The sequence below is a fragment of the Pseudomonas frederiksbergensis genome (assembly GCF_001952935.1).
Taxonomy (GTDB): domain Bacteria; phylum Pseudomonadota; class Gammaproteobacteria; order Pseudomonadales; family Pseudomonadaceae; genus Aquipseudomonas; species Aquipseudomonas frederiksbergensis.
In genome coordinates this window covers 3,907,358-3,921,014 of record NZ_CP018319.1, presented here as the reverse complement: position 1 = coordinate 3,921,014, position 13,657 = coordinate 3,907,358, and the positions used below count along the sequence as shown (strand labels likewise).

Genomic DNA, 13,657 nt, shown 5'->3' with positions numbered 1-13,657 from the left:
GACTACTGCGACCTCAAGTCAGCCATCGCGAGCAGGCTCGCTCCCACAGTTGATCTGCGGCGCACATAAATCCCCTGTGGGAGCGAGCCTGCTCGCGATAGGGCCAGTCTATCCAATCAAGCATAATCAGACCTGGCCGCGCAAATGCTCGAACAACATCCGGCTCACCGGCGACAGCGCCGCTTCATCGCGCACCACCAGAACCAACGCGCGATCCGACCAGTCATCCGTCAACGGCACCGCGTGCAAGCCCAACGCCCGGCCAAACAGCTCATAGGCTTTTTGCGGCAGGATGCCGATGCCCATGTTGGCCTGGACCATCCGGCACATGGCGTCGAAACCCGGTACATGTATCCGCAACCGCAGCACTTTGCCCGCCTCGCGCGCGGCTGCGTGGGTACGCATGTTGATTGAACTGGCGGAATGCAGACCGACGTAATCGCTGCCCAGCGTATCGGCGAAGGCCAGGCTGGAACGACTCGCTAACGGATGATCGGGCAGCATCAACACCATCAATTTGTCCTGTCGATAAAGCACGCTGTGCAGACCTTTGACGTCGCTGTCACTGGAGCAGATCCCAAGGTCCGCCACGCCATCCAGCACCCCCTGAATCACCCCGCTGCTGGGGCGTTCTTCGAGGTCGGTCTTGACCTGAGGATGACGCTCGGAAAAGTCCCGCAGGTCTTCGGGCAGGAACTGAATGATCGCCGACAGGTTGGCGAGCATCCGCACATAGCCGCGGATACCGTGGCTGTGTTCGCCCAGTTCGAGCCCCATTTTCTCGACGTTGAACAGCATCTGCCGAGCATGGTGCAACAAGGTTTCACCGGCCGGCGTCAGGGTCATGCCCTTGGCCTGGCGCACGAACAGGCTGATGCCCAGCGCTTCTTCCAACTCCATCAGCCGCTTGCTGGCCGCCGACACGGCGATGGCTTCACGCGCGGCGGCGCGGGTCAGCGTGCCCTCCTCATGAACGGCGACAAACAGCTGGAGAGTGATCAGGTCGAGGCGGCGGATCAGGCTTTTTTGCAGCATGGAGGGCTCGATGACTTCTGTTCGACAGAGTCGGCAGGATAGCCCGGTTTTTACGCGATTCGGCAAAGCAATTAGCCCACAGGCAGTTCTGGCCGCCCTATTGCGTCGCGGTGTTTGGCCAGTCTTTGAGTTATTGGATCAGCCTGTTTCTGGCCTGGCGTTGGGCGCGATGCTCGCGCCCGGCCGCAAGACTTCCTAAAACGCGCTGCGGAAAATCTCCTCGATCTGGCGCTGATCAGCCACGCGTGGATTGGTCAGCCCACACGCATCTTTCAAGGCATTGCTGGCGAGCATCGGGATGTCGTTGAGCTTGGCGCCGAGCTCACGCAAACCGGCGGGAATTTCCACGTCCCTGGACAGACTGCGGATCGCCACAATGGCCGCCTGGGCGCCCGCTTCCGGGGTGAGGCCGTGAACATCGGCACCCATCGCAAGGGCGACATCGGTGAGGCGATCGGCACAAACCAGCGCGTTAAAGCTTTGTACGTGGGGAAGCAGGACCGCGTTGCACACACCATGCGGCAAGTCGTAGAACCCGCCCAACTGGTGAGCCATGGCGTGGACAAAACCCAGGGATGCGTTATTGAACGCCATGCCGGCGAGGAACTGCGCGTACGCCATGTTTTCCCGCGCGGCCATGTCGCTGCCGTCGCGGACGGCCAGGCGCAGGTTGTTGCTGATCAAGGTGATCGCCTTCAGCGCGCAGGCATCGGTGATCGGATTGGCCGCCGTGGAAACGTAGGCTTCGATGGCGTGGGTCAGTGCGTCCATGCCAGTGGCGGCCGTCAGGCCCTTGGGCATGGCGACCATCAGCGCCGGGTCATTGACCGACAGCAGCGGCGTGACGTTGCGATCGACAATAGCCATTTTTACGTGTCGGGATTCGTCGGTGATGATGCAGAAACGGGTCATCTCGCTGGCGGTGCCGGCGGTGGTGTTGATGGCGATCAGCGGCAGTTGCGGCTGGGTGGATTGATCGACGCCTTCGTAATCGCCAATCTGCCCGCCGTTGGTTGCGCACAACGCGATGCCTTTGGCGCAGTCATGGGGCGAACCGCCGCCCAGGGACACGACGAAGTCACAGCGGGTTTCTTTCAGCAGACCCAGGCCGATCTCGACGTTGGCGATGCTCGGGTTAGGTTTGGCGCCGTCGAAAATCACCGAATCGATGTCCTGCTTCGCCAGCTTCTCGGCAATCATCTTCGCTACGCCCGCCTTGGCCAGCCCGGCGTCGGTGACGATCAACGCCTTGCGAAAACCATACTTGCGAATGGCGTCCATGGCTTCGTCGAGGCAACCAATGCCCATGATGTTCACGGCGGGGATGAAAAACGTGCTGCTCATGAGCGAGTCTCCTGGCTGAGGCCGAATCGTTAGCGCCGATCCAGCGGGGACCCACAGGATCGACCTATCGGTCATGAAGTAACTTGATCTGGCTCAAGTCTTGGTCGTGATAAAGTCGCCGCCCATCAGCCCCTTTGTTTTGAGACTTTGACCGCAATGACCGATTTCCAGGATGTTGATGCCCAACTTGAAGACTGGAACGCCTTGCGCGCCACCGCCTCGTTCAGCGGCCTGCTGGTGGGCAACGGCGCCAGTCGCGCCGTGTGGGACGATTTCGGCTACGACTCGCTGTTCGAAAACGCCCGCACCGTCGAAGAAAAACCCCTGAGCCAGTCCGAGCTGAGCGTGTTCGACGCCATGCAGACGCGCAGCTTCGAGCAGGTGCTCAGCGCGCTGAAAACCACCAGCCGGGTCAACAAGGCCCTGGCCGTGAGTTCCGCCGCGCCGCGCAATCGTTACTACGCGATCAAGGAAGCGCTGATCAACACCGTGCACGCAGTGCACATCCCGTGGCGGCTGGTGGTGCCTTCGTCGCTGGCGACGATCAATCAGGAACTGGGCCGCTACCGGACCGTGTTCACCACCAACTACGATCTGCTCAATTACTGGGCGACCCAGCACCAGCCTGATGCGATCAGCGACCTGTTTCAGGGGGCAGAATCAAGCTTTGACCTGAGCGCCACGGCGACCGATAAAACCCGCCTGCTTTACCTGCATGGCGGCTTGCATCTGGTGCGGAATCAGGACGGCACGGCGCGCAAACTGATGTCGACCGAGGGCACGTTGCTCGGCAGTTTCGCAATCAACAACACGATCAAGACCCTCGACGACGTGCCGCTGTTCGTCAATGAAGGGCCGGCGCAGGACAAGCTCAAAACCATTCGCAGCTCGGACTATCTGTCGTTCTGCTACGACCAGTTACTTGGCCATGGCGACGGGTTATGCCTGTTTGGCCATGCCCTGGGTGAGCAGGACAGCCACATCATTCACGCCTTGCGCCAGGCGAAACCGCAACGGGTGGCGATCTCGATTTACCCGCGCAGCAAGGCCTTCATTCAGCACCAGAAGCGGCACTACGCGAAGGTGTTTGAAGGCACCGGGAGTGAGTTGCGGTTTTTTGATTCGAAGACCCATGCGTTGGGCAGCCCGAAGCTCACAGTTCCAGTCGAGGTCTGAGGACCATAAAGATCGTTCCCACGCTCTGCGTGGGAATGCAGCCCGTGACGCTCCGCGTCACTGGACGCGGAGCGTCCCCAGAGGCATTCCCACGCGGAGCGTGGGAACGATCATTAAAACCAACAGGAAATTTGTATCGGGGTTCAAAGCACCGGCAAAGTCTTGTCCTTAATCACCGTGGTCGGCCCGTTGGCTTTGACGCTGGCGATGCCTTTCTCCAGCGCAGCAGCGGAGGTGTAAGCCTCGCTGCTACCGATGATCTCGTGGTTAGCAGCCTTGAGGTTGAAGTAAGGATGGCCATCCTTGGTGGTTTTCTTCTCGTAGCGTTCATCCTTCGGGCTGTTGCTCTGAACCGACACGATGCCTTTTTCAGCGGCAGCGCGGGTGGTGTACAGCTCGCTGGTGAGAATGGTTTCCGCGTTGGCGGCCTTCAGTACGAATTTGAACTGACCATTGCTGCTTTTGCTCACTTCATACCATCCAGACATGCTCTTTCTCCTTGGCAATTGAGAGGTTTCGCGCTTCAGAGTAAAGACCAGGCGAGGATTTTTGTCGCCTGTACTGGCCTCATCGCGAGCAGGCTCGCTCCCACAGGGGAATTGTGTACATCGATCCATTGTGGGAGCGAGCCTGCTCGCGATGAGACCGGTAAGGTCAGCACAAAAATCACCTACTTCACCACCGCACGCACCACTGATAACTCCGGCGGCTGCACCCGTCGCTGACTCAGATAACGGGTACAACTGACCCGCAAAAACGAGGCGAAATTCACCACCTCGCCGCGGTAGTCCATCACCTCTTCATACAGCTTGGCGATCAACTGGTTGGTGGTCATGCCGTCGACCTCGGCGATTTCGCTGAGGATGTCCCAGAACTGATTCTCCAGCCGCAGGGTGGTGACCACCCCGCAGATGCGCAGCGAGCGGGAGCGCGATTCGTAGAGAATCGGATCGGCTTTGACGTAGAGCTCGCACATGGAAAGGTCCCTCGTTACAGCGTGATTTTGGTGCCCAGCAACCCGAGGAAACCGGCGAGCCAGCTCGGGTGCGCCGGCCAGGCCGGAGCAGTGGCCAGATTGCCCTGAACGTGACCTTCCGTCACCGGGATATCGATGAACGTACCGCCCGCCAGGCGCACTTCCGGGGCACAGGCCGGGTAGGCGCTGCACTCGCGACCTTCGAGAATCCCTGCGGCCGCGAGCAATTGTGCGCCGTGACACACGGCCGCGATCGGTTTGCCGGCCTTGTCGAATGCGCGCACCAGCTCCAGGACTTTTTCGTTCAGGCGCAGGTACTCCGGGGCACGACCACCCGGCACCAGCAGGGCGTCGTAGTCTTCGGGCTTGACCTTGGCGAAGTCGAAGTTCAGGGCAAACAGGTGACCGGGTTTTTCGCTGTAGGTCTGGTCGCCTTCGAAGTCATGGATCGCTGTACGTACGGTCTGACCGGCTGCTTTGTCCGGGCAAACGGCATGCACCGTGTGGCCGACCATCAACAGCGCCTGAAACGGCACCATCACTTCGTAGTCTTCGACGTAATCGCCGACCAGCATCAGAATTTTTTTAGCGGCCATGGGGAGGACTCCTCTGGGAAATACGTAGGAGTATTCAAGGTAGTCCTTATCCGCAGGGTCGGGTAATAACCAGCTACTACCTGATGGACCGCGATGACGCCCTCAAACTGTACGGATAACTCTGCGCCTAGCTGTAACAGCAGCAAACGCCGGGTTTATGGCTAGATGAAGGCCTTCCCGCCACCCTCGATTCTGGTTGCCATCATGTCCTCGCGCGAAAACACCGGCATGGCCCTCGGCCTGCTCGGCGTTGTGATCTTCAGCCTCACCCTGCCCTTCACACGGATCGTCGTGCAGGAACTCCATCCGCTGCTCAACGGCTTGGGCCGAGCACTGTTCGCGGCGGTTCCGGCGGCGATGCTGTTGCTGTGGCATCGGGAAAAATGGCCGACCTGGAAACAGGTCAAAGGCCTGACCCTGGTGATCGCCGGGGTGATTCTCGGCTTCCCGGTGTTGTCGGCCTGGGCCATGCAAACCTTGCCGGCGTCCCACGGAGCGCTGGTCAACGGCTTACAGCCGTTGTGCGTGGCGTTGTACGCCGCGTGGTTGTCCCACGAACGCCCCTCGAAAGCCTTCTGGGCCTGCGCCGCGCTGGGCAGTTCGCTGGTGCTGGGTTATGCGCTGATCAGCGGGGCCGGCAGCATTCAGGCCGGTGATTTGCTGATGCTCGGGGCGATTGCCGTGGACGGCTTGGGGTACGCCGAGGGCGGCCGATTGGCCAAGGAGATGGGCGGTTGGCAGGTGATCTGTTGGGCGTTGGTGCTGTCGACGCCGTTGCTGATCGGGCCGGTGCTGTACCTGGCGCTGCAACATCAGGGCGAGATTTCGGCCAGGACCTGGTGGGCGTTTGGTTACGTCTCGCTGTTTTCGCAGTTCATCGGTTTCTTCGCCTGGTACGCCGGGTTGGCGATGGGGGGGATTGCCCGGGTGAGTCAGATCCAGCTGTTGCAGATCTTCTTCACCATCGCTTTTTCGGCGTTGTTCTTTGGCGAACACGTCGAGCCGATCACCTGGCTGTTTGCCGGCGGGGTGATCGTGACCGTGATGCTGGGACGCAAGACCGCCGTCAAGCCAGCGCAGATTGCTACAGCCTGACACCGGCCCTGCAGGAGCAAAGCTTGCTCCTACAGGGATTGTGATCAGAGGTAGCCGTCAGCCCGCAGCAGGGTTTCCAGGCAATGTTCGCTGATCTGGTAGAAATCCTTCAGTTCCTGAATCTTCACCAACAGCTGGGCCGGATCAACCGGTTCGGCGCGTTTGACCGCCAGGATCATCTTGTTCTTGTTGGTGTGGTCCAGTGAGATGAACTCGAACACCTTGGTCTCGTAACCGCAGGCTTCCAGGAACAACGCGCGCAAACTGTCGGTGACCATTTCCGCTTGCTGGCCCAAATGCAGACCGTATTGCAGCATCGGCTTGAGCAGCGCCGGGCTCTGGATCTGCAGGCGGATCTGTTTGTGGCAGCACGGCGAGCACATGATGATCGAGGCGCCGGAACGGATGCCGGTGTGAATCGCGTAGTCGGTGGCGATGTCGCAGGCATGCAGCGCGATCATCACGTCCAGCTCGCTCGGCGCCACGCTGCGTACGTCACCGCACTTGAACACCAGCCCTGGATGCTCGAGCTTTGCGGCCGCGGCATTGCACAAATCCACCATCTCTTCGCGCAACTCGACGCCGGTCACCATGCCTTCGGCCTTCAAGGTGTTGCGCAGGTAGTCGTGGATGGCGAACGTCAGGTAACCCTTGCCCGAGCCGAAGTCCGCGACCTGAACCGGTTTGTCCAGCGCCAACGGAGAGGTGGTCAGCGCATGGCTGAAGACTTCGATGAACTTGTTGATCTGCTTCCACTTGCGCGACATCGCCGGGATCAGCTCGTGCTTGCTGTTCGTCACACCAAGGTCGGCGAGGAACGGCCGGCTGAGGTCGAGAAAGCGGTTCTTCTCGCGGTTATGCTCAGCGGACGGCACTTCACGCAATTGCTGAGGTTTGCTCTTGAACAGCGAAGACTTGCCCTTTTTGCTGTATTCCAGCTGAGCTTCATCCGTCAGCGACAGCAAATGCGCATTTTTGAACGATGCCGGCAAGAGTGCGGCGATGGTCGCCACGCCTTCGGCAATCGGCAAGTTCTTGGTGATGTCGCGGGTCTTGTAGCGGTAGACGAAGGACAGGCAGGGCTGATCCTTGACTGTCAGCTGCTTGATGATCAGCCGCTGCAAGTCCACTTCAGTGCCGACGTACTTGGCCAGCACCAGTTTGATGAAGGCGTTCTGGTCAAGGCTGGATTGCAGCAGGTCGATGAACTGGGCGTGGTGATCCGGCGCGAGGCTGGCGGGAGTGGCGGTGACAGACATGGGAAAAACGGCCTCGGGCAGTGCGGATCGGGGAATGGCGGGTATTTTAGGGGGGATGGCCGCTCGGGACACGCAGTTATTTACCGAACGGTGCGAATCGCAAGGCAAGTCGAGTCCCCTGTGGCGAGGGGACTTGTCCCCGTTGGGTCGCGAAGCGGCCCCCATCGGTTCATCGGTCAGACCGAGTTTTCAGGTTTTACGACTGCTTCGCAGCCGGACGGGGACAAGTCCCTCGCCACGAAAGCCCCCTTTCACCACAAAAGCCCTCTCACCACAGAGGGTGTGTCAGATCCGGAGTGTGAAATCAGCCTAAAACCACCAACCGATTCGGCAACTCATTCCGCACATGCGTCACCGGCACATGCACCTTGAGCAACTCGCCACACGCCTCCACACACGTCACAAACCCCTGCAACGTCTGCCCCTGTTTCACCTGCTGAGTGAACGCCGCCACAATTTCATCCCAGTTCTTGTTGTCCAACCGTTTCGAAATCCCCTCATCCACCAGAATTTCCACATAACGCTCGGCTTCGCAGACAAATATCAGCATCCCGGTGCTGCCCACCGTGTGGTGCAGGTTTTGCTCCAGAAACTGCCGGCGCGCCAGGTTCGAGGCGCGCCAGTGACGGACCGAGCGCGGGACCAGGTGCGTGGTGATTTTTGGAATCCTGAACACCAGGCACAGCACTATGAAGGAGATCCATTGCACCAGCAGCAAGCTGTGCATGGTCAGCCAGCCGGTCAGGTAATGCACGATGCCCGGCACGACCAGCGCCAGCAGGCTGGCCCAGAGCAGCGGAATGTACGCGTAGTCGTCGGCGCGGGCCGCGAGCACAGTGACCAGTTCGGCGTCGGTGTCGCGCTCGACCCGGGAAATCGCCTCGGCAACCTTGCGTTGTTCGTGTTCAGTCAGTAATGCCATGTTTAAGAATGCCCACTCGCTATTGTTGTGTGATCACCAGCCGCCCGACGAACCGCCGCCCCCGAAACTGCCCCCGCCGCCGCTGAAGCCCCCGCCTCCACCGCCGCCAAAGCCTCCACCGCCGAACCCGCCGCCCGAACCGCCCCGGCCGCCGCCGCTGGGCAGGATCCCGAGCATCTGGCAGACAAACATCGTCAGGATGAACAGCATCACCAGAAACACGAAGATCCCCGGATGACGTGAGAGGAAGTCGCTTTCCTGATTGCCGCCGGAGTCATACACCGTGGATGGCTCATCCAGCGGATTGCCGCCCAGCACCACGAGCATCGCTGCGATTCCGTCGCTGATGCCCTTGCTGAAGTTGCCGGTCTTGAATGCCGGGGTGATCACCTGATTGATGATCACCGAGCTCTGCGCATCGGTCAGCCGATCTTCCAGGCCATAACCGACTTCAATCCGCAGCTTGCGATCGTCACGCGCAACGATCAGCAATGCGCCGTTGTTCTTGTCCTTCTGGCCGATACCCCAATAGCGCCCCAGTTGATAACCGAAGTCGGCAATGTCGGTGCCCTGCAAATCCGGCAACGTGACCACCACCAGTTGCTCGCCGGTGGCTTTTTCATGGGCCTGAAGCTGTTGGGTCAGCTGCTCACGCACCGCAGGCTCGATCATCTGCGCGTTATCGACGACCCGTCCGGTCAGTTCCGGAAACTTCAACGCAGCCTGGGCCGTCAGGGCAAATACCCAGAGCAACAGCACCAGGCCAACTTTCAACACACGCATTGGCAACCTCATCCTTGGTGACGCTTCAAGCCCCTTGCGGCGCTTACTGGAACTTCACTTGAGGGGCTTTTTCCGCATCGGGGCTGGTGGCCTCGAAGGTTTCGCGGATCGGCAAATCGCTGTACATCACGGTGTGCCACAGGCGACCGGGAAAGGTACGCAGTTCCGTGTTGTATTTCTGCACGGCGAGGATGAAGTCCCGACGCGCCACGGCGATGCGGTTCTCGGTGCCTTCGAGTTGCGATTGCAACGCCAGGAAGTTCTGGTTGGCCTTGAGGTCCGGGTAACGCTCGGACACCACCATCAGGCGACTCAAGGCGCCGGTCAGCTGATCCTGGGCCTGCTGGAACTGCTTGAGCTTTTCCGGGTTGTCCAGCGTGCTGGCGTCCACTTGAATGGAGGTGGCCTTGGCCCGGGCTTCGATCACCGCGGTCAGGGTTTCCTGCTCATGCTGGGCGTAACCCTTGACGGTTTCCACCAGGTTGGGAATCAGGTCGGCGCGGCGCTGGTACTGGTTCTGCACCTGGCCCCACGCGGCCTTGGCCTGTTCGTCGAGGGTCGGAATCGTATTGATGCCGCAGCCGGCCAGCAGTGTGGTCAGCAACATCAAGGCTGCAACTTGCAGGCTCGACCGATAGTGGTGTCGTACATTCATCTGGTTGATGCTCCCTTGCACATTCCGTTGAAAAACAACCTTCGAACTTTGAAACCGGCTCTTGGGGCATAATCTGCGCCGCCACTGGATTGCATCGAGCCAATGGGCTAAAAGATGCCCCAGCGCGAAAACACGCCGAAGTGTGCTGCATTTACCTGAACAACAATAGTCGCTCCCTAAATTTTGGCTGACCGGCGCGTATTCACTGCCGTTTTGGCTTTTGAGAAAACTATTCATGAAGAAGCTGTGTTTGCTGGGCCTGTTCGTCAGCCTGGCCAGTCATAACGTATTGGCCGCTACGACGCCCACACCTCTGGAAAACAAGGACGCGTTCATCAGCAACCTGATGAAGCAAATGACCCTCGATGAAAAGATCGGCCAGTTGCGCCTGATCAGCATCGGCCCGGAAATGCCACGGGAGATGATCCGCAAGGAAATCGCCGCCGGCAACATCGGTGGCACGTTCAACTCGATCACCCGCCCGGAAAACCGTCCGATGCAGGACGCGGCCTTGCGCAGCCGGTTGAAGATCCCGATGTTCTTCGCCTATGACGTGATCCACGGCCACCGCACCATTTTCCCGATTCCGATTGCCCTGGCCTCGAGTTGGGACATGGACGCCATCGGCCTGTCCGGGCGCATCGCCGCCAAGGAAGCCGCGGCAGACAGCCTCGACATCACCTTCGCGCCGATGGTCGACATCTCCCGCGACCCGCGCTGGGGCCGGACTTCCGAAGGCTTCGGCGAAGACACGTACCTGGTGTCGCGCATTGCCGGCGTGATGGTCAAGGCCTTCCAGGGCACGGGCGCGAACGCGGCCGACAGCATCATGGCCAGCGTCAAGCACTTTGCCCTGTACGGCGCGGTCGAGGGCGGTCGCGACTACAACGTCGTCGACATGAGCCCGGTCAAGATGTTCCAGGACTACCTGCCACCGTACCGTGCGGCTATCGACGCTGGTGCTGGCGGGGTAATGGTCGCGCTGAACTCGATCAATGGCGTGCCGGCCACCGCTAACACCTGGCTGATGAACGACCTGTTGCGCAAGCAATGGGGCTTCAAGGGCCTGGCCGTCAGCGACCACGGGGCGATTTTCGAGCTGATCAAACACGGCGTCGCCCGTGACGGTCGCGAGGCCGCGAAGCTGGCGATCAAGGCCGGCATCGACATGAGCATGAACGACACCCTCTACGGCAAAGAGCTGCCAGGGTTGTTGAAGGCGGGTGAGATCCAGCAAAGCGACATCGACAACGCCGTGCGTGAAGTGCTCGCCGCCAAGTACGACATGGGCCTGTTCACGGACCCGTACCTGCGCATCGGCAAGGCTGAGGATGATCCGGTCGACACGTACGCCGAAAGCCGCCTGCACCGCGCCGAGGCCCGTGATGTTGCGCGCCGCAGCATGGTGTTGCTGAAGAACCAGGGTGAAACCCTGCCGCTGAAGAAAACCGCGAAAATCGCCCTGGTCGGCCCGCTGGCCAAGGCACCGATCGACATGATGGGCAGCTGGGCCGCCGCCGGCCGCCCGGCGCAATCGGTCACCCTGTTCGACGGCATGACCACGGCACTGGGCGGGCAATCGACGCTGATCTACGCCCGTGGCGCCAACATCACCAGCGACAAGGAGATCCTGGATTACCTGAACTTCCTCAACTTCGATGCGCCGGAAGTGGTGGACGATCCGCGTTCGGCCCAAGTGCTGATCGACGAAGCGGTGAAAGCCGCCAAGGATGCCGATGTGGTGGTGGCCGCGGTAGGCGAGTCCCGTGGCATGTCCCACGAATCGTCGAGCCGCACCGACCTGAACATCCCGTCCAACCAGCGCGACTTGATCAAGGCCCTGAAGGCTACTGGCAAACCGCTGGTACTGGTGTTGATGAACGGCCGTCCGTTGTCGATTCTCGAAGAGAAGGAACAGGCCGACGCGATCCTGGAAACCTGGTTCAGCGGCACCGAAGGCGGCAACGCTATCGCTGACGTGCTGTTCGGCGACTACAACCCGTCGGGCAAACTGCCGATCACCTTCCCGCGTTCGGTGGGTCAGATTCCGACCTACTACAACCACCTGAGCATTGGCCGGCCGTTCACGCCGGGCAAACCGGGCAACTACACCTCGCAGTATTTCGATGACACCACAGGGCCGCTGTTCCCGTTCGGCTTCGGTCTGAGCTACACCGATTTCAGCCTGAGCGACATGGCGCTGTCGTCGACCACATTGAACAAAACCGGCAAGCTCGACGCCAGCGTCATGGTGAAAAACACCGGCAAGCGTGACGGCGAAACCGTGGTGCAGTTGTACATCCAGGACGTGACCGGCTCGATGATCCGCCCAATCAAGGAACTGAAGAACTTCCAGAAAGTCATGCTCAAGGCCGGCGAACAGAAAGTCGTGCGCTTTACCATCACTGAGGAGGACCTGAAGTTCTTCAACACCCAGCTCAAGTTCGCTGCCGAGCCGGGCAAGTTCAATGTGGAGATCGGCCTGGATTCCAAGGACGTGACGCAGCAGAGCTTCGAACTGCTGTAACCGTCCAAACACTGCAAAAACCTGTGGGAGCGGGCTTGCTCGCGAAAGCGGACTGTCAGTCGACATCATCGTTGACTGACACGCCCCCTTCGCGAGCAAGCCCGCTCCCACAGTGGTTTTTGGTGTGACGACTATCCGCGTCGATCGAGCAGATTCACCACCAGCCGATCCACCCATCCCCACACCCTTTGCTTCACCCGCCGCCACAGCGGCCGGCGTTGCCATGCGTCCAGGCTGACTTCCTGGCTCTGCGCAAAGTCCCGTTGGAAACTCGCCGCCACCGCCCGCGTCAGTCCCGCGTCCAGTGCCTCAAGGTTGGCTTCCAGGTTGAAGCGCAAATTCCAGTGATCGAAATTGCACGAGCCGATGCTCACCCAGTCGTCGACCAGGACCATTTTCAAGTGCAGGAAACATGGCTGGTATTCGAAGATTGCCACCCCGGCCTTGAGCAATCGCGGGTAGTAGCGATGTCCGGCGTAGCGCACCGACGGGTGATCGGTGCGTGGCCCGGTCAGCAGCAGGCGCACATCGACACCGCGGGCGGCAGCCCGGCGCAGTGAACGACGGACTTTCCAGGTCGGCAGGAAATACGGCGTCGCCAGCCAGATTCGCCGTTGGCCGCTGTTCAGAGCGCGAGTCAATGATTGCAGGATGTCCCGGTGCTGGCGGGCGTCGGCATAGGCGACCCGGCCCATGCCCTCGCCCATGGACGGCACGCGTGGCAGACGCGGCAAGCCGAAATGAGCAGAAGGTTTCCAGGCGCGCCGATGACGGTTGGCGATCCATTGGCGGTCGAACAGTAACTGCCAGTCGATGACCAAGGGCCCGGTGATTTCCACCATCACTTCGTGCCATTCGCTGGTGTCTTCGCCCGGTGTCCAGAATTCATCGGTCACCCCGGTACCGCCCACCACGGCCATGCTCTGATCGACCAGCAGCAACTTGCGGTGATCGCGGTAGAAGTTGCCCAACCAGCGCCGCCAGCTCAGGCGATTGTAAAAACGCAGCTCAACACCCGCCGCCATCAGACGCTGACGCAAGGTCAGGGTGAACGCGAGGCTGCCGTAATCATCGAACAGGCAGCGCACGCGCACGCCTCGTTCGGCAGCCTGGACCAACGCCTGAACCATCGCTTCGGCACAGGCTCCCGCCTCCACCAGGTACAACTCCAGTTCGACCTGCTCTTCGGCGCGGGCAATCGCGACCAACATCCGCGGGAAAAACTGCGGCCCGTCGATCAACAGTTCAAAACGGTTGCCTTCACGCCAGGGGAAAATTGCGCCAGCCAT

General features: G+C 60.4%; 13 protein-coding genes. 3 read left to right on the top strand and 10 right to left on the bottom strand.

Annotated features, from left to right (window positions below):
* Positions 1 to 126: 126 nt before the first annotated feature.
* Positions 127 to 1,035, bottom strand: a complete 909-nt coding sequence (locus PFAS1_RS18240; protein ID WP_008152968.1) for a LysR family transcriptional regulator — start codon at positions 1,033 to 1,035, stop codon at positions 127 to 129.
* Positions 1,036 to 1,230: 195 nt separating this feature from the next.
* Entirely contained in the window at positions 1,231 to 2,379 is a 1,149-nt protein-coding gene (yiaY, locus tag PFAS1_RS18230; RefSeq protein WP_076030023.1) for an L-threonine dehydrogenase, read from the bottom strand.
* Between the two features lie 156 nt (positions 2,380 to 2,535).
* Here yiaY and PFAS1_RS18225 point away from each other — a divergent pair, with 156 nt between their 5' ends.
* A complete protein-coding gene (locus tag PFAS1_RS18225) occupies positions 2,536 to 3,555 on the top strand; it encodes a DUF4917 family protein (protein ID WP_074874229.1) in 1,020 nt (339 codons plus the stop codon).
* Between the two features lie 143 nt (positions 3,556 to 3,698).
* Here PFAS1_RS18225 and PFAS1_RS18220 read toward each other — a convergent pair whose 3' ends face one another.
* The 3 genes from PFAS1_RS18220 to PFAS1_RS18210 form a co-directional block, all read right to left on the bottom strand.
* On the bottom strand, positions 3,699 to 4,043 hold the full coding sequence (locus PFAS1_RS18220; RefSeq protein WP_074874228.1) for a YegP family protein: 345 nt from the start codon (positions 4,041 to 4,043) through the stop codon (positions 3,699 to 3,701).
* Positions 4,044 to 4,225: 182 nt separating this feature from the next.
* Positions 4,226 to 4,531: a ribbon-helix-helix domain-containing protein gene (locus PFAS1_RS18215; RefSeq protein WP_076030022.1), complete on the bottom strand. Its 306-nt coding sequence runs from the start codon at positions 4,529 to 4,531 to the stop codon at positions 4,226 to 4,228.
* Positions 4,532 to 4,545: 14 nt separating this feature from the next.
* The gene (locus PFAS1_RS18210) at positions 4,546 to 5,127 is read right to left on the bottom strand and encodes a DJ-1/PfpI family protein (RefSeq protein WP_076030021.1); all 582 of its coding nucleotides are present in this window, start codon (positions 5,125 to 5,127) and stop codon (positions 4,546 to 4,548) included.
* 204 nt (positions 5,128 to 5,331) lie between these two features.
* Here PFAS1_RS18210 and PFAS1_RS18205 point away from each other — a divergent pair, with 204 nt between their 5' ends.
* Positions 5,332 to 6,222, top strand: a complete 891-nt coding sequence (locus PFAS1_RS18205; RefSeq protein ID WP_076031547.1) for a DMT family transporter — start codon at positions 5,332 to 5,334, stop codon at positions 6,220 to 6,222.
* Positions 6,223 to 6,266: 44 nt separating this feature from the next.
* On the opposite strand, the gene PFAS1_RS18200 is transcribed toward PFAS1_RS18205, so the two are convergent.
* The 4 genes from PFAS1_RS18200 to PFAS1_RS18185 all read right to left on the bottom strand — a co-directional run bounded on the left by PFAS1_RS18200 (position 6,267) and on the right by PFAS1_RS18185 (position 9,841).
* Positions 6,267 to 7,481 (bottom strand): class I SAM-dependent methyltransferase, encoded by a 1,215-nt coding sequence (locus tag PFAS1_RS18200; protein ID WP_076030020.1) that lies wholly within the window; start codon positions 7,479 to 7,481, stop codon positions 6,267 to 6,269.
* A 304-nt stretch (positions 7,482 to 7,785) separates the two neighbouring features.
* Positions 7,786 to 8,403, bottom strand: coding sequence for a TPM domain-containing protein (locus PFAS1_RS18195; RefSeq protein ID WP_076030019.1), 618 nt, complete (start codon positions 8,401 to 8,403; stop codon positions 7,786 to 7,788).
* A 33-nt stretch (positions 8,404 to 8,436) separates the two neighbouring features.
* A complete protein-coding gene (locus tag PFAS1_RS18190) occupies positions 8,437 to 9,186 on the bottom strand; it encodes a TPM domain-containing protein (RefSeq protein ID WP_076030018.1) in 750 nt (249 codons plus the stop codon).
* A gap of 43 nt (positions 9,187 to 9,229) precedes the next feature.
* Positions 9,230 to 9,841 (bottom strand): LemA family protein, encoded by a 612-nt coding sequence (locus tag PFAS1_RS18185; protein WP_076030017.1) that lies wholly within the window; start codon positions 9,839 to 9,841, stop codon positions 9,230 to 9,232.
* A 235-nt stretch (positions 9,842 to 10,076) separates the two neighbouring features.
* Here PFAS1_RS18185 and bglX point away from each other — a divergent pair, with 235 nt between their 5' ends.
* Entirely contained in the window at positions 10,077 to 12,368 is a 2,292-nt protein-coding gene (bglX, locus tag PFAS1_RS18180; RefSeq protein ID WP_076030016.1) for a beta-glucosidase BglX, read from the top strand.
* Positions 12,369 to 12,499: 131 nt separating this feature from the next.
* Here bglX and PFAS1_RS18175 read toward each other — a convergent pair whose 3' ends face one another.
* Positions 12,500 to 13,657 (bottom strand): phospholipase D-like domain-containing protein, encoded by a 1,158-nt coding sequence (locus tag PFAS1_RS18175; RefSeq protein ID WP_074874220.1) that lies wholly within the window; start codon positions 13,655 to 13,657, stop codon positions 12,500 to 12,502.